The sequence below is a fragment of the Ktedonosporobacter rubrisoli genome (assembly GCF_004208415.1).
Classification (GTDB): domain Bacteria; phylum Chloroflexota; class Ktedonobacteria; order Ktedonobacterales; family Ktedonobacteraceae; genus Ktedonosporobacter; species Ktedonosporobacter rubrisoli.
Genome location: NZ_CP035758.1, coordinates 2,773,064 through 2,788,937 on the forward strand (window position 1 = coordinate 2,773,064; position 15,874 = coordinate 2,788,937).

At 51.3% G+C, this 15,874-nt stretch carries 12 protein-coding genes and 1 other annotated feature; of the genes, 7 read left to right on the forward strand and 5 right to left on the reverse strand.

What is annotated here, in order from left to right:
• The first annotated feature begins 67 nt into the window (after nt 1-67).
• The gene (locus tag EPA93_RS12615; RefSeq protein WP_129887864.1) at nt 68-1,060 is read left to right on the forward strand and encodes an ABC transporter ATP-binding protein; all 993 of its coding nucleotides are present in this window, start codon (nt 68-70) and stop codon (nt 1,058-1,060) included.
• Between the two features lie 27 nt (nt 1,061-1,087).
• Nucleotides 1,088-1,873: a hypothetical protein gene (locus EPA93_RS12620; RefSeq protein WP_129887865.1), complete on the forward strand. Its 786-nt coding sequence runs from the start codon at nt 1,088-1,090 to the stop codon at nt 1,871-1,873.
• A 64-nt stretch (nt 1,874-1,937) separates the two neighbouring features.
• On the opposite strand, the gene EPA93_RS12625 is transcribed toward EPA93_RS12620, so the two are convergent.
• Complete coding sequence (locus tag EPA93_RS12625) at nt 1,938-3,329, reverse strand: lanthionine synthetase C family protein (RefSeq protein ID WP_129887866.1); 1,392 nt, start codon at nt 3,327-3,329, stop codon at nt 1,938-1,940.
• A 199-nt stretch (nt 3,330-3,528) separates the two neighbouring features.
• On the reverse strand, nt 3,529-4,170 hold the full coding sequence (locus EPA93_RS12630) for a CPBP family intramembrane glutamic endopeptidase (protein WP_165423056.1): 642 nt from the start codon (nt 4,168-4,170) through the stop codon (nt 3,529-3,531).
• 533 nt (nt 4,171-4,703) lie between these two features.
• Nucleotides 4,704-4,968 (forward strand) — a binding site (T-box leader).
• Nucleotides 4,969-5,160: 192 nt separating this feature from the next.
• Between EPA93_RS12630 and pheS the strand changes: the two genes are divergently transcribed.
• Nucleotides 5,161-6,213: a phenylalanine--tRNA ligase subunit alpha gene (gene pheS / locus EPA93_RS12635; RefSeq protein ID WP_207229523.1), complete on the forward strand. Its 1,053-nt coding sequence runs from the start codon at nt 5,161-5,163 to the stop codon at nt 6,211-6,213.
• Nucleotides 6,214-6,244: 31 nt separating this feature from the next.
• A complete protein-coding gene (pheT, locus tag EPA93_RS12640) occupies nt 6,245-8,827 on the forward strand; it encodes a phenylalanine--tRNA ligase subunit beta (protein ID WP_129887868.1) in 2,583 nt (860 codons plus the stop codon).
• A gap of 91 nt (nt 8,828-8,918) precedes the next feature.
• Here pheT and EPA93_RS12645 read toward each other — a convergent pair whose 3' ends face one another.
• The gene (locus EPA93_RS12645) at nt 8,919-9,227 is read right to left on the reverse strand and encodes an antibiotic biosynthesis monooxygenase (RefSeq protein WP_129887869.1); all 309 of its coding nucleotides are present in this window, start codon (nt 9,225-9,227) and stop codon (nt 8,919-8,921) included.
• Nucleotides 9,228-9,370: 143 nt separating this feature from the next.
• Between EPA93_RS12645 and EPA93_RS12650 the strand changes: the two genes are divergently transcribed.
• On the forward strand, nt 9,371-10,390 hold the full coding sequence (locus EPA93_RS12650; protein WP_129887870.1) for a helix-turn-helix transcriptional regulator: 1,020 nt from the start codon (nt 9,371-9,373) through the stop codon (nt 10,388-10,390).
• An 11-nt stretch (nt 10,391-10,401) separates the two neighbouring features.
• Here the strand turns inward: EPA93_RS12650 and EPA93_RS12655 are convergent, their stop codons facing one another.
• Entirely contained in the window at nt 10,402-11,325 is a 924-nt protein-coding gene (locus EPA93_RS12655; RefSeq protein ID WP_129887871.1) for a pentapeptide repeat-containing protein, read from the reverse strand.
• 230 nt (nt 11,326-11,555) lie between these two features.
• Nucleotides 11,556-12,908 carry a DUF190 domain-containing protein gene (locus EPA93_RS12660; RefSeq protein ID WP_129887872.1) on the reverse strand — a complete coding sequence of 451 codons (1,353 nt, stop codon included), beginning with the start codon at nt 12,906-12,908 and terminating at the stop codon, nt 11,556-11,558.
• 561 nt (nt 12,909-13,469) lie between these two features.
• Here EPA93_RS12660 and EPA93_RS12665 point away from each other — a divergent pair.
• Both EPA93_RS12665 and EPA93_RS12670 read left to right on the forward strand, forming a co-directional pair.
• Nucleotides 13,470-14,597 carry a glycosyltransferase family 4 protein gene (locus EPA93_RS12665; protein WP_129887873.1) on the forward strand — a complete coding sequence of 376 codons (1,128 nt, stop codon included), beginning with the start codon at nt 13,470-13,472 and terminating at the stop codon, nt 14,595-14,597.
• Between the two features lie 51 nt (nt 14,598-14,648).
• Nucleotides 14,649-15,620, forward strand: a complete 972-nt coding sequence (locus EPA93_RS12670; protein ID WP_129887874.1) for a hypothetical protein — start codon at nt 14,649-14,651, stop codon at nt 15,618-15,620.
• Nucleotides 15,621-15,874: the final 254 nt, after the last annotated feature.

Genomic DNA, 15,874 nt, shown 5'->3' on the forward strand with positions numbered 1-15,874 from the left:
AAGATCGACATACCTTTACAGTTATAGATATGAAGGCAAAACTACAATAGTTAGAAAGGATTCTGTGATGCTGTCAACCTTTCGACAGAATGTAGGCCATGGTGACGCAAGAAGCGATGCTTATGTGATTGAAACGCATAATCTTAGCAAGCGGTATAAAACAGGGATTGCCCTCAAGGGGCTTAATCTGCGCATTCCTAAAAATACTATTTGCGGTTTCCTCGGTCCTAATGGAGCCGGAAAAAGTACGGCGATTCGCTTATTGCTAGGTCTGTCTAAAGCCAGTAGCGGCAACGGAATGGTCTTTGGCTTAGATATAGAGCGCGATAGCGTTGCTATTCGCCGCCGGGTTGGCTACCTGGCTCAAGATCCGCACTTTTATGATCATATGACCGCTCGTCAGACCTTGCGTTTTGTCTGTAGCTTTTTCTACTCGGGGCCATCTAGCGTGCTGGAAAAACGCATTTCCGATAGCCTAGACCTGGTGGGTCTTAACGATAAAGCTGATCGTCCAATTAAGGGCTTTTCGGGTGGAGAACGGCAACGTCTTGGCATTGCCCAGGCATATATTAATCATCCTCAACTTATGATCCTGGATGAGCCTGCAGCCTCCATTGATCCGATAGGACGGCGTGATATTCTAGAGGTCATGCAGCGCTTACGCCAATATACTACTATCTTTTACTCAACACACCTTCTCGATGATGTACAGCGGGTAAGTGACATGGTAGTCATTTTGAAGGACGGAGAGATGCTGGCTCATGCTCCTATTGAAGAGTTGTTGGCCGGTAGCGGAGAAGTGGTGTATGAATTGCAGCTCGAAGGCGAAACAAGCTCAGCCTATGAAAGGCTAAGTTCTCAAGCGTGGGTGAAGCAAGTAAGCGTCATGCGTGAGCGAGACCAGGAACGCTGGTATGTGTCGGTAAGCGATGAGGAAAGTGCGAAAATGTTCTTGCTTCCATTGCTTATCCAGGATGGGCAACCATACGTAAGCGCATTTGGCCGCAAGAAACATGGGCTGGAAGATATTTTCCTGAGCATGGTTGAGAATGATAAATAAAAGAAGTCTAAGCAAGGAGCGAAAATAATGCAAATGCGGCTCGGCCAGAGTGAGCAGCCTGAGGATAAGCAGACATCTCCACATCTGAAAAATAAAGATGCAAATGGCTGGAGTGCGGGACTACTGCCCATGTGGAGGCAAGAGAGCAGGCTGTGGTGGGGACATCTAGGTTGGCTTAAATCCTGCGTTATCTGGCTCATTCTCATCAACGGGTTTCAGGCTTTGGTACTTTCTGATGCGGCAGGAAAGAAGAGCTTTGATGTAGGAGAGATCTTATTTGAGCTCAATATAGTATCTTTAATGTTTTACGGGATAGGAACTATACTTGCCGGTCAGGGAAAGATTATTGATGATAAGCAGAGCCAGATCGTATCATGGCTCCTCTCGAAGCCGTTATCGCGTGTCTCCTTTATTCTATCCAAGTATGCAGCACTTACAGGGATGTTGCCCACGATGATTCTGCTACCGAGTCTGGTTACCTTTATCCTGATCTATCTTAGATTGGGAGTATGGGCTACGCCGAGCCAGATCTTACTCACCATTCTGTGGGAAGTCGTAGTAGTTCTATTGCTTTATAGCCTGACACTACTACTGGGGACTTTATTCATGAAGCGCAGCCTGGTGGCCGGGATAGGCATTATCAGCACTTTCATTTTAATGCAACTGGAGGGCAGTCGTTGGCTGCAGCCAGTAATGAAGGATATCGCTGATGGGCAAGCGTTGAGGCCTGGCCTGGCTATGGTTGGCTTGTTTCTAGTCGCGGCTCTTTTGGCAGTTCTAGCTATTGTGCGCTTTAAACAAAGTGAGCTATAAAAGACATGGGAGCATATGATTGCTCCCGTGTATGGTCTTGCAGGTACTTCAGGGATCATGTCTGTCAAGCGAGCAGCAAGGCGCGATCCCAGCGCGGCTCGACTGCGGTAGCGGCAGCCAGCAAGGTCAGGTTTACGCCGATTGCACCTGTTAAGAAGCCGGGATTATCGACAAAATTGCCGCTGATTTCCTCATCCTGAACACCGAGAGGAAGATCGGGATTACAGGCGTCAAGAATTTGAGAGGCCAGAAGTGATATCTGCTCCTGTAACAGACTATTTGTCGGGTAGCGTTGAGCGAAGCGTAAGCAGACTGCCAGCAATCCTGCTACGCCATGACAGATAGTCGGCGAGTCAATCCGGCGCTCATGAAGGGGATGGCGCAGGCTAGCTTCGAGCCCGGTAAGGGCGAACTGCTGTAACGCTTCGTCTTCAAGAGCATCGCCAGCGATCCAGAGAGCGGCAGCGATTCCCGGAGTTCCATAGCACCAGGCAGTACGTGAGGGCGACAATCTGCTCCAGCGCTCAGGAGAAGATGAGGCTTCCAGGGGAACGCCTGCCGGCCAGTTGAGACCCCATTGATCCTGTACCTGGTGGGTGGCGATCCACTGGCTAGTGGCGAGCATAGCCTCACGCTGACCTTCAAGGCGGTAACCAGCTTGCCAGGCCAGAGCCAGAGCCGCCAGGGGACCGGGAATACCATGGGAGAGGCCGAGATTAAAGTAGCCTGTGGGATAGTTGTCGCGGTAACTTTCCAGCGGGAAATGCTCTGGCGAGATAAACCAATGCTTGCAACCCTGTTCATCTTCGCCACAGAGCCAGATCAGATAGTCGAGTAGGTTCTGGATGGCATCCTCTACTACAGGAGCCGGAGAGCGTAACGAGATAAGGTAGCCTAGAATGCCGGCTGCCCCACTGATAGTATCGTAGTGATGGGCGCCAACCTCCTTGACCACCTTTGGCCAGGAAGCGGCCATGATTTGCTCAGCCAGCATAGTATTGGTGCGCTGACTGGATTTTTGATAGCGTGGCTCATAGGTGCTAAATAGATCGAGCAAGAAGGCCAGCCCTGCGCTACCACTGTAAAGGGCCGGATAGCTCAAAGGCTCCTGGTGGGTATTCTGAACGGCCAGGCGCAAATATTTATGCGCTAATTCGTCCCATTTCTGATCAGGAAAGCAGAGGGCCATAAAGAGGTAGAGCAAAGCTTCACTTCCAGGACCCTGGGAAAAGGATGCACCACCCCAGAAAAATGGAGAGGTAGACTGCCTGGTTGCTTGATCTGCTATCGCCTGAACCTGAGCGGGATCGCGCAAACGCTCGGCAATAAGTTGGCATGTTTCCAGGCAGCGTTCACGCAATGAGGCCGGGAGAAGCGTATTCCAGGCAGACCGTTCCAGCTGATCAACGGGGGTAGCGTCTGGTAGTTCCGGCTTAGGATCTTGTGTTTCGTGCATGATACAATAAAGGCCTTTTCAGTATTATTTCTTGTCACTCTCACTCTTAGCGTTAATATTGCCCACGTATAGTAGGAAAGAAGGTTCTATGAAGAAATTACCATAGAAGCTGTTCTTGCGCAATAGGCAAAAATCGGCTAATCATGCTGTGTGGTAAGCACTTATAGGTAAGTGCAGTTAATTTCGGTAGATAGAACGTTTATGTTTCTTTCACAGATTTTTTTGTCAGGGTTCCAGGTACTCTGAACACTGGTTCGAGCAAGACGGTGATAACCATAGCAAGCGTAGCGATAGCAACTGGCAAGCTTAGACCGTCGCTCAGATAATGGAGAACTGCGCCAGGCCAGATGCTGCGGATTTTTATGCGGATGATACCCCATCCAATCCCGGCACCGACTACCACGGTGAGAGCTTTGGGGAGACCAAATGAGAGATGGATGATGCCAAATAACAATGCAGACCAGAGCAGCGCGAACCAGGCGGGAAAGCGCTTTTGCAGGATGAAGATGATAAGGCCGCGAAAGGCTGTTTCCTCTACCAGTGGCGCCTCCAAACCGGTTATCAGGAAAATCCAGGAGGAAGAAGCTGACCACTGTAGATAATGGGTGCTCTGATGCATGGAAGGAAGAAGCCAGCTGAGCAAGCATTGCCAGCCCAGATAGAGGCCTGTCACCATGAGCGCAGCGGCAATGGCCATGAGTCCGCTGCGCGAAAAGCCAAGCAGGCCAATCGAGCGCAGATAGGTCGCGTAGGTTCTCCGACGAAATCCCAGCAAATAGGGAAGCAAACCCAGGTAGGTCAGCGCGCTCAGCAGGAGCATGCTCATGTAGAAGAATAGCATGTAGCCCCCATCTGGTCCCCAGGATAGAAGTAATGCCCGTCCGCCGGGCATGCGCAAGACGCTAGAGGCAAAGAAGACGCCCAGGCGCGAAGAGAGGGAGATAAGGGGAAACTAGGAGAGGCCAATGGTGGTGGCGAGCAAAAGCGCCTTGAGCTGGAGCCAACGTTGCGCTTTCTCAACAGCAAAAAAGGATGAAACAATGTTTGACATACAACAAAAACTTTCTGCTCTCTAGAAGTTATATACTGAAAAATACATATCTTTGGCTTAAAGGATCATCTTCAATAGTATAAATATATTAGATATTATATGCAATACAGTATTATTTTGCTATAGAAATATTTCCTATTTTGGGGAAAGATGCGTTACTGGGTGGTAGAAGTAAGGAAAATGTGAAAAAGATTCGCTCATTCCTTTGGTGTGGGAGCGGCTCAAGAGTTTTGTGCAGGCTGGATGAGGCAAAAAAAGGGGTGGACAATTGTCCCGAAATCTGGCATAATTGTATCTGTATTAAAAGCGAATGGAACAGATGTAAAAAAGCCGTGAAGGGGAAAAGTAAGCAAAAGGCTAAGCTGCAGAGAGAAAGGGCCATCGGCTGAAAGCCCTTTTGTTTTATCCAATGCTGAAGTTCGCCCCCGAGCTGGCTGTTGAGCAGACTTAAAGGTCTGGGTAGACAGCCCCGGATCGTCTCCGTTACAGGACGGACCAAGTGGAATCGTATGCCATAATATATAGGCGCTTCGATTCAACAAGGGTGGTACCACGGAGATTAAGCAGGCTGGCAACTTCGTCCCTATGACGAACTGTCAGCTTTTTTGATTCTAAAAAGCAATTATCGTGAAAACAATTATTCGTGCTGATGGATGATTGATCGTGCGTGTATGAATGGCCGTTGTTTGCGATGCTAAGCCATACTGAAGCTGACCTGGTGCCAGTCTTCAGGCGGCGGCCATATGCAGGCAGAAGTAAGCAAAAGAGAGGCAACATTTTATGAGTAATCTCATGCAATCCGACATCTTGCAACAGTTGGAGGATTTGCGTCAGCAGGCCATAACGGCCCTCACCAGCACCAGCACTACCGAAGAGACGCGCGCCTGGCACAGCGAATACCTGGGGCGTAAAGGACGCCTGACCGGGATTTTGCGCAGCGTAGGCGCGGTCTCACCCGAGGAGCGGCCACGCATTGGTAAACTTGCCAATGAGATCAAGACAGCCCTCGAAGAGGCTTTGCAGGAGCGACAAACAGCGATTGAGCAGGCAGAGTTAGAAGCTGCCCGCAACAAAGAACTTATTGATGTAACCTTGCCAGGTCGCCCGCAAACGCTGGGTAAGATGCACCCAAGCACGCGTACCCTGCGCGAGATCGCCGACATTTTCGCCACCATGGGCTTCCTTGTGTATGATAGCCCGGAAGTAGAGACCGACGAATATAACTTTCAACTGCTCAATATGCCGCCCGGACATCCCGCGCGGGATCTGTGGGATACCTTCTATACAACCACGCCCGATGTCGTATTGCGCACGCATACCAGCCCGGGCCAGATTCATGCCATGCGCCAGTACGCGCCTGAGCCGATTCGTATCATTCTGCCGGGTAAGTGCTATCGCTATGAGCAGGTTACCGCGCGCTCCGAATCCATGTTCTATCAGGTTGAGGGTCTGGCGGTCGGAAAGAATATTACCTTCAGCGACTTAAAGGGCACGTTTATGAATTATGCCTCTCAGATGTATGGCGAGGGCCGTAAGATGCGTTTCCGCAAGCATTACTTCCCATTCACTGAGCCCAGCGTTGAGGTAGACATTGACTGCGTGATCTGCGGCGGCAAGGGCTGTAACATCTGCAAATATACCGGCTGGTTAGAGATTCTAGGCGCTGGGATGGTCAACCCGCGAGTCTTGGAATATGGTGGCTATGATCCTGCAGAGTATAGCGGCTTCGCCTTCGGCCTGGGACCCGATCGTATGACAATGCAGAAATATGATATTAATGATATCCGCTACTTCTTCTCGAATGACGTACGGTTTCTGGAGCGGATTGGCTAGATAGATGCTGCGATAGCTGGAGAGAAAAATAATGCTAGTACCCGTTTCGTGGTTAAAAGACTACGTAGATATAGACATGCCATTGCCGCAATTGACTGACCGTCTGACAATGGCTGGCCTGGCTCTAGAAGGTCTTGAGCGCCAGGGCGATTGGTGGGACCCGGCAACAATTCTTGTCGGCCAGGTCGTGGGGGTAAAACCACACCCCAATGCAGATAAACTTGTGCTGGTCGAGGTGAATTATGGGGCGGCGGAGCCTGAGCAGGTGGTAACAGGAGCTCCGAATCTCTTTCAATATAAAGAGACCGCCGATCTACCCGTGCTGAAGGTGGCATTCGCGCGCTCCGGCGCGGTCCTTATCGATGCCTATAGTGATCAGGAGCCGCGACCCAAAAAGAAGCTCAAGCCTTCCAAGATTCGTGGCATACCATCCAGCGGCATGGTTTGTTCTGAACGTGAACTGGGGTTGAGCGATGAGCATGAGGGCATTTTGCTTCTGCCCGAAGATGCCCCGGTTGGTACTCCCTTGCGCGATTACCTGGGCAAAGAAGTGCTGGACCTGGAAGTGACGCCTGATATGGCACGCTGCTTGAGCATGATTGGTATCGCCCGTGAAGTTGCGGCCCTTACCAACGTGCCTTTGAAGCTGCCACCAGATGAGCAGCAGTTGACCAGCGGCACAGAGACCGCGAACTATATCAATGTGGAGATTGCCGATTCCGATCTGTGCAATCGCTACACGGCGATGCTGATCAAAGATGTGAAGATTGGCCCATCGCCGCTTTGGATGCAGGAGTATCTTTTGCAGGCCGGGATGCGTCCCATCAATAACGTTGTCGATATCGCGAACTATGTCATGCTGGAATGGGGCCAGCCGCTGCATACCTTCGATTATGATCTCCTCAAGCAGCGGGCCGAGCGTTCTGGCCAGCAAAAACCGACAATTACTGTGCGGCGCGCCAGGGCTGGCGAGAAGATGACCACCCTTGATGGTGTGGAGCGTGAGCTTGACGAAGCAATGCTGATGATCACCGATACGTTGGGTAGCATTGCTCTGGCCGGTGTGATGGGCGGCGAAGAGACTGAGGTAAATGATCATTCGCGCAACATTTTGCTAGAGGCTGCGACTTTCGATAATGTGAACAATAGGCGCACTGCGCAAAGGCTTAAGCTGCATAGTGAGGCAAGTTATCGCTTTACCCGAGGTGTGCCAGCTACGCTTAATCCCATTGGTGCGCGCCGCGCGGCTGCTCTTATGCGCGATTATGCCGGGGGCCAGGTGGTTCCTGGTATCGTCGATGCCTATCCTGTGCCGCAAGAGCAGAACATTGCCTATACCACAGCAAGCGATATGCGCCGTATTCTGGGCCAGAAGCTGGAACTTGAGACTGTTGCTGAGAGCTTGCGCAGGCTCGATTTTGTCTGCGAGTCTCTGCCAGCTTTGCCCGCGTCACGCGAAGAGTTGGGGCTTGCGGCCTTCGGTCTGCGTGTAGAGGCCGGCGAGCCTGTCTTACGCTGTACTGCGCCCTGGTATCGCCTTGACATTCAGATGCCGGCTGATCTCTGTGAGGAAGTGGCACGCATCCTTGGCTATGAGCACATTCCGCTGACCATGCTGGAAGATGTGCTACCGCCTCCGCATATGAATCTTGAGCACCAGATTGAGGAGAAGATTCGCGATATCCTGATTGGTTGTGGTTTGCAGGAGACAGTCAACTATAGCCTGACCTCGCCCGAGAACCATGATCGGCTTGAGCGCCGTCCTTTAGGCACAGCGGAGCAAGATGACCAGTTCATTACACTGCTCAATCCTTTAAATGTCAAGCGCCGAGTGATGCGCCGCTCAATGCTGGTGAGCGCCTTGGAAAATTTGGCCTATAACATCCGCTATACAACGCGCCTGGCAACCTTTGAGATTGGTCGTGTCTACCTGCCCGAGAAGGGCAAGGACAAGCGTCCATTGGAAGAGCGCCGCTTCAGCATTTTGCTCTATGGTCCACGACGTTTGCCCAGCGTGCATGCCGATCCTGCTGGCGCCGAGCATTTCGACTTCTTTGATCTGAAGGGTATGCTCGAAATGCTCTTCGCGCGGCTAGGCATAGCTGAAAAAGATGTTGAATATGTGGCAAAGCGCGATAACCCAAGCTTTGCGCCCGCCTGTGCCGAGATAAAGCTCTATGGCGCGACACAAGGGATTATGGGCGAGATCCATCCGCTGGTTTTGCAGAACTTTGATCTGCCAGCTACGGAGCGCGTCTATGTCCTCGATATGGCGATAACTTCGCTGGTGAAGCCGAGCTGGCGCTTGCAGCCAATGCAGCCAATCAGCAATTATCCGCCAATTGTCGAGGATCTGGCCTTTGTGGTAGGCGAAGAGGTAACTGCAGCTCAACTGAAGCAGATGGTCCAGCGCACTGCTGGCAGCCTGCTAACTAATATCGAGCTCTTCGATATCTATCGCGGCCAGCCTATTGAGGCCGGCAAAAAGTCGATGGCCTATCGCTTGACGTATGAGAGCCTTGAAGGTAATTTGAGCGATGCGCGTGTGGCCGATGTGCGCAAGCGCATTGTGAAGCGTGTAGGCGATACGCTTGGTGGCACCTTGCGCGATTAAGCCTGCAGGGAAATGATCAGCTAAACGGCAAGAAGGTCTGGGAACCTCGCGACCGAGATTCCCAGGCACTGCTCTTGCCGTTGCCAGGCAATTAAGCGGGTTTAAGCAGCGTGTCGTAATGAAGCGATGTCTCATCAAAATGTGAGAGGAGCTTGCGAGCGGCAGGCGGCACGACAGCAGTTTCGTAGCGTTCCCCGGCAAAATCGCGCACGTCATCCATGGTGTCGAAGAAGGTAATCGTGGCGAATTCTACCTCATGTTCCAGGTCACGACGCAGCAGGTAAGCGCCTTTATAGCCTTTAATTCTATGGAAACCGGGAAGCACCTCTGTGCGTAAAAGCTGCTCATATGCATCCGCGTTTGCTAGAGTGGTCCAGCCTCGCCAGTAACGACTAATCATCAGTAAGAACCTCCTATCAAATTACCTTAAGCCCGTTCAACCATTTCGGCTGAACTTAAGAGTATGGCGTTACTATATGCCGTAATATTTGACAGAGGTATGTCATATTAAAACCGCGCACTGAGATTGGTAGGGGCACTATTATGAATCGTTTTGACCGCATCCTGGGTATCCTGCTCTTTCTGCGTAGTAAACAATCTATTTCCGCACCACAGATGGCGCAGCATTTTGAGGTCTCGCCACGCACAATTTATCGCGATCTTGAAGCTTTAAGCGAATTGGGAGTTCCTGTTTATGCCGAGCGAGGGCGAGAAGGCGGCTTCCGGCTTATGGAGGGCTATTTTCTTCCTCCCCTGATGTTCTCACGAGGAGAAGCTATCTCTCTCCTCTTAGGGTTGACCTTATTGCGCGGCTTGCAGGCCCGGCCATTTCCTGATGAGATGGAGACTGCGGAGCAAAAGTTGCTGGCTGCCATTCCTGAGCGTTTTCGCAGCATTCTCATGCAGGCTGAGAAGCTCATAGGCTTTGAGAAGCTACCCTATGATATCTTCCATCCAGAGCGTGCGTATAAAGAGCTTGAGCGGCCTGCTCAGGAGGGAAATATCCATGAAAGCCAGGTGGTAACCGTTTTCTTGCAGGCTGTGCTTGATCATAATATGATGTGGATGCAGTACCGAACACCTTATCGGCTTCGCGTCCATGAATTTACCTTTACGCCCCGTGCTTTGCTCTGGGATCGCGATCATTGGTACCTGGCTGGCAAGCGCGAGGGGCGATCGGCAAGCTTGTGGCGCGCAGATCGAGTCTTAAAGATCAAGCCATATGGGCCGGCGAGTGCAGTCCAGGAGGAATTTGATGTGCGTACATTGTTGGAACACAACTGGCTACGCGCAGCAATGGCGCGCTGGCAGCAGCACGCGCCTGTGAAAATCCGCCTCACTGTAGCCCAGGCGGAGCGCTTACAGCGCGATTGGTATTATCGTCATGCTTGCTTTGAGCATTTTTCTGAGCGCGAGATGCTCATGACCTTTGGCGAAGATAACCGCGATATTGTGCTTGACCTCTTGCGCTGGCTGGGACCAGGTGCAGAGCTGTTGGAGCCCCAGAGCTGGCGCGTGGCTCTCAAGGAAGAGCTACGCCAGATGTTAGCCTGTTATAGTTAGTCTTGTGCTTTTCAGGGATGTTTCGTGCTGTCTACCATGATGGCCCCTTTCAGCGATTTGACGCTAGCAAGCTGACTCTTTTGTAAGCCCTGAGCATCGAGCAGCACAGCCTTGCTCAGGTCTGCCCCATTCAGCTTTGTATTATGCATATCGGCTGCCTGCAGGTTGGCGCCGCTCATGTTACTGTTGGATAGATCAGTAAATTTGAGCGTTGTGTAGCTAAGATTAGCCCCTGCTAGATTAGCACCGCTCATATAGGCCCCGGATAGATTTGTATCGCGTAGATCAAGATTGTGTAGATCGGCTCCCCGCAGATCAGCTTCGAGCAGACTGATAACGTGTGTGTCATTGTTGATGAGCTGGCTGGTGTAGAGGAAGTGTATAAGAGCCCCCTTTTTGTCAGGCTGCAGGGCGCGTAAAGTCGTTGTCGTTTGCACTTGAGCTACCAGGTGAATGGCGCTCAATGGCTTGGTATGCAGGAGGTCGTCATGAAGGATGAGATCGCTGATTTTATCCATATATGAGCTCAGCAAGACTTGCTGATGTTGCTCTTCGGCAAGTTGACGCGCGTTAGCTTCTTGCTGAAGGAGCAGCTGTTGCTGCTGACCGTTGAGCCAGAGAATGCCTACAATCAGCACAACTGGTAGCAGTAACAGGCGCAGCCAGTCCCACAACGTTTTGGCGCGCTGGATGGGCCGGCCCTGGTCGTCGAGCTGGGAGGTGTCTGTCCCGAAGCCGGTCCAGCGAAAATGAGGACTGGTATAGCCAGCAACTATCAAGGCTATGAGAAGCATGCTGATGAAGGTAATTATGGCGTATCCTTGAAAACCTTGCCACCAGAGAATGCCGCTGCCAATCAGACCTAGTAGAAATAGAGCTATGGCGATAGAAAAACCGGAACGCGTTTTAGGTCGTGAAGTAGTCAATTCTGTCATGTACAGCTCCTAATCCCTGATCTCACCTGGAGTCGTCGCATTTCTAGCGCGGTGAGACCTCTATGACAGACAATAATGAGAGCAATAGTTTAACTGTGCTGATCTTATTGTAACATCGTGGCGAATGATCTGCGCAGCATCATTAATGCTCGCAGCCCTTGAGGCGTCGTGCAAACCTTAAATCCCTCGTTGATAAGTGAGCATAATGCGGGCGAGCGGCAGGCTATGTTCTATCCTTCAAGCAAGACGCGTAGCAGATGAGAGCGCCCGACGATACCCTTAAGATGGCTGGAAGCATCGACCACTGGTAAGACTTTGCGTCCGCTGGCTATCATGCGCTCGATGGCTTGCTGGACAGAACTCGTCTCGATTACGGTTACTACATCCTGGTTCATGACATCCGCAGCAATGCGAGCCTTTCCTTCGGGAGCATGGAGCGCGCCTGTGGGCAGGCGTGTGCTTTCTCCGCGCGCCCACTGGGCCAGCATGCGTAGCAGCCCTGGACGCGCTTCGGCTTGCAGGTGTGCGAGCACATCGACATCACTTATAATACCTTGAACACGTCCCTCGTCATCAAGGACCACAACCCGCTTTAAAGGCGAGACTATCAGATAGTCGATGACTTGGGCGAGAGAGGCATCCTTGGCTACTGTGGGTACCTCCGTCTCCATCAGGCTGGTTACTGCTTGCTGTTGGGGTGCCAGTCCTGGCAGCGGCCTGCTGTGCCCGAGCTGCTGAGTTGTGGAGCTTCCATGAGGGCTCATAAGCGGACTGGTGACGATAATCTGAAGCAAATCTGTGCGGGAGAGCATGCCACGTAGTGTTCCATTCGTGTCTACCACTGGCAAACGCTTGAGGCCTGTATCTAGCATCAGACGAGCGGCCTCGCGTACTGATGTATCAGGCGTAACTGTGCGTATCTGTTGATTCATCACATCTTGCGCGCTGAGCTTGCCTAGCGGAGCTGATCCCAGGGGTGCTTCTACGCCTGAAGTTACCTGCTCCCCAAGCGCTAATGCTGTGCGCATTACCCCGCGCCGTACCGGTAGGACTCCGGCTTTGATTAGATCGCCTGTACTGATGAGGCCCTGCAGGTGGTTGTTCTGATCGGTCACGGGTAATGCCCTGAAGGGAGCTTCAAGCAGGAGCGCGACAATATGGCTTACTGGCGTCTCGGGTGAGGCTGTTGTTACACTTGTTTCCATGATGCGCTCAATGGGCAGCTTCGTTGGCAGGCCGCGTGAGCGCGCATGGGTATATTGGAGGACATCGACTTCCTGCAATGTAATGAGCCCACCGCTAAGCATTTCCTGGATAAAAGGGAGTAAGCGCCGAAGCCGTTCTGGCTGATCGACCACTTGAATAACTAGCGAGGCATCAGATGACCAGGACCAGCTTTGCTGCTCGTGCAAGCGTGCTCCTGCTCCATAGCCCGCGATGGCCCGCGTTACTGTTGCGCCAGCACAGCCGCGCTCACGCAACAGATGAATAAGCGCTACATAAGTCGGCTGCCCGTGCCACTGATCGGATTCGCCAAGATAGATGGTCAGGGCCTGCGCTTTGCCCTGACGTAGCAAACTCATGACCGGTTCTCCTTTGCTTGAGAGCGTTTTGCACTTCGGGTGCCAATTACTGCAGCATTGTCAACTTGTGAAATATTATGCCTTTTCCTTATTTTATCCAGCTCTACTATTGATGCGGAAATAACCTGCCCTTCTGCTAGCATAGCACAGCGCGCAAGATGGTTCTCTCTATCGATTTTTTTGGAGAATCTTAATCTGGCTTTGCGCGCTGAATATGCCTGGCGTTGCTCTTACAAAGCAAAGCTGATCTATTCTGTATTGCGGCATAAAGTAGCGTCTGGTAGCTCTTCTTATATTGGAAGACATAGGCAATATACCGCGAAGTGCTGGCACCCTGGCAATCAGGGAAACGGGAGGAGTAATTATGATTCCGTGAGTAGGCATTATCGTTTGTTTAACCCATCTGAGCATGGAAAAGGCGCGGCGCAAAGCTCTTCCAATATTACAGAGATAGGCGCTACTCCAACTTCAACAATGAGGAGGAGTTAGCGTTTCTGGTTTCTTTATGTTTAAGAGCAAAAAAGTTCCGATAGAAAAATAAAGAATGTGGAGGTATTTGCTATGCGATATGCTCTCGTTGCGCCTTTGGTGGCTCCGCTACGTGAACCGCATATTGGTGGCTCGCAGGCGCAGTTTGCCGATCTGGCTCAAGCGCTCTGTGCGCGCGGGCATGAAGTGACGCTCTTTGCTCACCATGATTCTGAGGTTCCTGGCGTTGATCTAGAACGTATCAATGTGCCAGCCAGCGTGCAGCCTACTCTCTTTTCGGGTGAGCAGCAAGATGAGGCTGTAGGAAAGCTGACGCAAACTCGGCTTTTTTTTGAGTGTTTCTTGCGCCTTCAGCAGCGTAGAAAAGAGTTTGATCTCGTCCATATTCAATCCTTTGATTGGCCGGTCTTTGCTTTTAGCCAGTTTCTCTCTGATGTGCCGGTTATGCATACGCTACAGATAGCGGCGATTGATCCCGATATCAATCAGGTCTTGCATCTGCTTCATCAGCATGGCCATCCTCTAACCCTTGTAACAGTTTCGCAGGCGTGTGCTCGAACCTTCGCCGAGTTCACTTCAATAGATGAGGTTATCTATAATGGGGTCAACTGCCAAAGCATCCCATTTATGAAGGAAGTTCCCAGCGATGCTCCGCTTCTCTTCGCCGGACGGCTCGCGCCGGAGAAAGGGGTTGAAGAGGCAATAAAAATTGCTTTACAGGCTGGCAGACCTCTGCTGCTTGCGGGAGGCATCTATGATCAGTGCTATTTCCAGCAGATAATACGGCCGCTTCTCAGGCAGCATTCGCGTCAGCTAACCTATCTGGGACAGTTAGACCGTCCCTCACTCTGGAAACTTATGGGGCAGGCTCGGGGACTACTCTTCCCGATTCAGTGGGAGGAGGCCTTTGGTTTGGTGCCGGTCGAAGCTATGGCGGCCGGTACGCCCGTGATTGCCTTCAGGCGTGGCGCCGTTGAGGAAACTATTCTGCAGGGAGTGACAGGCTTTCTGGTTGAGCCAGGTGATTGTATGCAGGCCGCTGCTCTTGTGGAGAAGCTTTCTTCGCTGCGGCGAACAGATTGCCGCCAACATGTGGAGAGTCGTTTTTCGCTTGTGCGCATGGTGGATTGCTACGAGCAGTTATATGAGCGGTTGCGAATGCAGAGAGGCGAATATGAGCGAGAAGGATCAGGCGTATGATATAAAAGCTCACCTATTCGTTTGAGGCTGCGATTGGAAAGGAGCAAATATATGACTGTTCTCCTACAATATTCAGCAGAGTCAGATAGGGCCATTACTTCTGCCGAACTTGTCAGCTGGCTGAAAAAGGCGCACTTCCACTTAGAGCCGGCTATGCAGGAAGTTTGTGATCTTCTCTTGCAGACTAAAATTACTTACAGCTTCTCGGCAGTGGACGGGCAAGATGCTCTTATGGCTGGATTAGAAAAAGGCTCTCAAGCTCTGCACGCGTGTCGCCAGAGGCGGGAGGCGTTTAACATGCTCTTTGGCTCCTGTATCGGAGATCCCTATGAAAATACCTTGGAGCGCTGGTCTGATCAGCTAACGGAGTATGAGCGGAACGTTTATCGAAATATCCAATCCCTCTGGCAGAATGCGGATATTGTTTTTACTGCTCTGGCCCAGACTGAAACCTTGCTTGCTGTGGATCAGCAAGCACGAGATGTGGAGCAGTGGTATGAGCAGTTTTTTGGCCTATTCACACCTGAAGGTTTTCAGCGGTCTCACGAGCCGCTAGAGATTCTTGCCTCCTGTATCCCTTTTCTGCAAGGCATCGTCGCGCAAGGGCATTTACCGCTCGATCCGGGGGCCGATTATTCCTTCTATAGAACACTAAAGCGAGGGCCAAAAAAGCATGGTGCGTTTAGCCATATTCTCCAGTGGCTTATCCTGTTGATTGTCCCACGTACGAGCATTAGCCGGCGGGGTGATTTGCTGGGTGATCTCTATAAGAAGACAGGACAGATCCTGGCCAGGGATACCCGAGAGCCTACTCATACAGCCTTGTGGACGACATTAGCAGACTTGCCAGCTAGCCAGGGCATACGGGTCGATGCAACGATGCCACAAGGAATCATGGTGCTTGTGGATGCTTGTTTCCCGCAAATTCAATGGCTTGAGTGCGAGATCGAAGTAATATATCTGGCCCAACTTAAGGAGCAAGGAGTATATGTTTATCCCTCACTGGGATCGAAATATATATAGACAGCGAGCTATTCTTGCCTTCTTTATACTGATGCTAGAAGAAATTTGTTAGAGATTTGCATGGCTCCGGTTCCTCATCTGGCATGCCGATTCTCTTTTTTCTTCTTTGACTGACAGATTGGAAAGGAGCGTGAGGAGATAAGAGATTAAGTCGGATAGAAATATGCTCTACGCCAATATAAGCTTTACAGAAGCCAGCTTTTTCACTTTAGGAGAGAGAGGACGTCAGTAGTCTGCTGCAAACAGTATTTGCC

Excerpts from the sequence above, each read along its gene's own strand:
- EPA93_RS12650 (WP_129887870.1), top strand. The coding sequence starts at position 9,371 with ATGAATCGTTTTGACCGCATCCTGGGTATCCTGCTCTTTCTGCGTAGT.
- EPA93_RS12630 (WP_165423056.1), bottom strand. The coding sequence starts at position 4,170 with ATGCTATTCTTCTACATGAGCATGCTCCTGCTGAGCGCGCTGACCTAC.
- pheT (WP_129887868.1), top strand. The coding sequence starts at position 6,245 with ATGCTAGTACCCGTTTCGTGGTTAAAAGACTACGTAGATATAGACATG.
- EPA93_RS12615 (WP_129887864.1), top strand. The coding sequence starts at position 68 with ATGCTGTCAACCTTTCGACAGAATGTAGGCCATGGTGACGCAAGAAGC.
- EPA93_RS12625 (WP_129887866.1), bottom strand. The coding sequence starts at position 3,329 with ATGCACGAAACACAAGATCCTAAGCCGGAACTACCAGACGCTACCCCC.
- EPA93_RS12620 (WP_129887865.1), top strand. The coding sequence starts at position 1,088 with ATGCAAATGCGGCTCGGCCAGAGTGAGCAGCCTGAGGATAAGCAGACA.
- EPA93_RS12660 (WP_129887872.1), bottom strand. The coding sequence starts at position 12,908 with ATGAGTTTGCTACGTCAGGGCAAAGCGCAGGCCCTGACCATCTATCTT.
- EPA93_RS12670 (WP_129887874.1), top strand. The coding sequence starts at position 14,649 with ATGACTGTTCTCCTACAATATTCAGCAGAGTCAGATAGGGCCATTACT.
- EPA93_RS12645 (WP_129887869.1), bottom strand. The coding sequence starts at position 9,227 with ATGATTAGTCGTTACTGGCGAGGCTGGACCACTCTAGCAAACGCGGAT.
- pheS (WP_207229523.1), top strand. The coding sequence starts at position 5,161 with ATGAGTAATCTCATGCAATCCGACATCTTGCAACAGTTGGAGGATTTG.
- EPA93_RS12655 (WP_129887871.1), bottom strand. The coding sequence starts at position 11,325 with ATGACAGAATTGACTACTTCACGACCTAAAACGCGTTCCGGTTTTTCT.
- EPA93_RS12665 (WP_129887873.1), top strand. The coding sequence starts at position 13,470 with ATGCGATATGCTCTCGTTGCGCCTTTGGTGGCTCCGCTACGTGAACCG.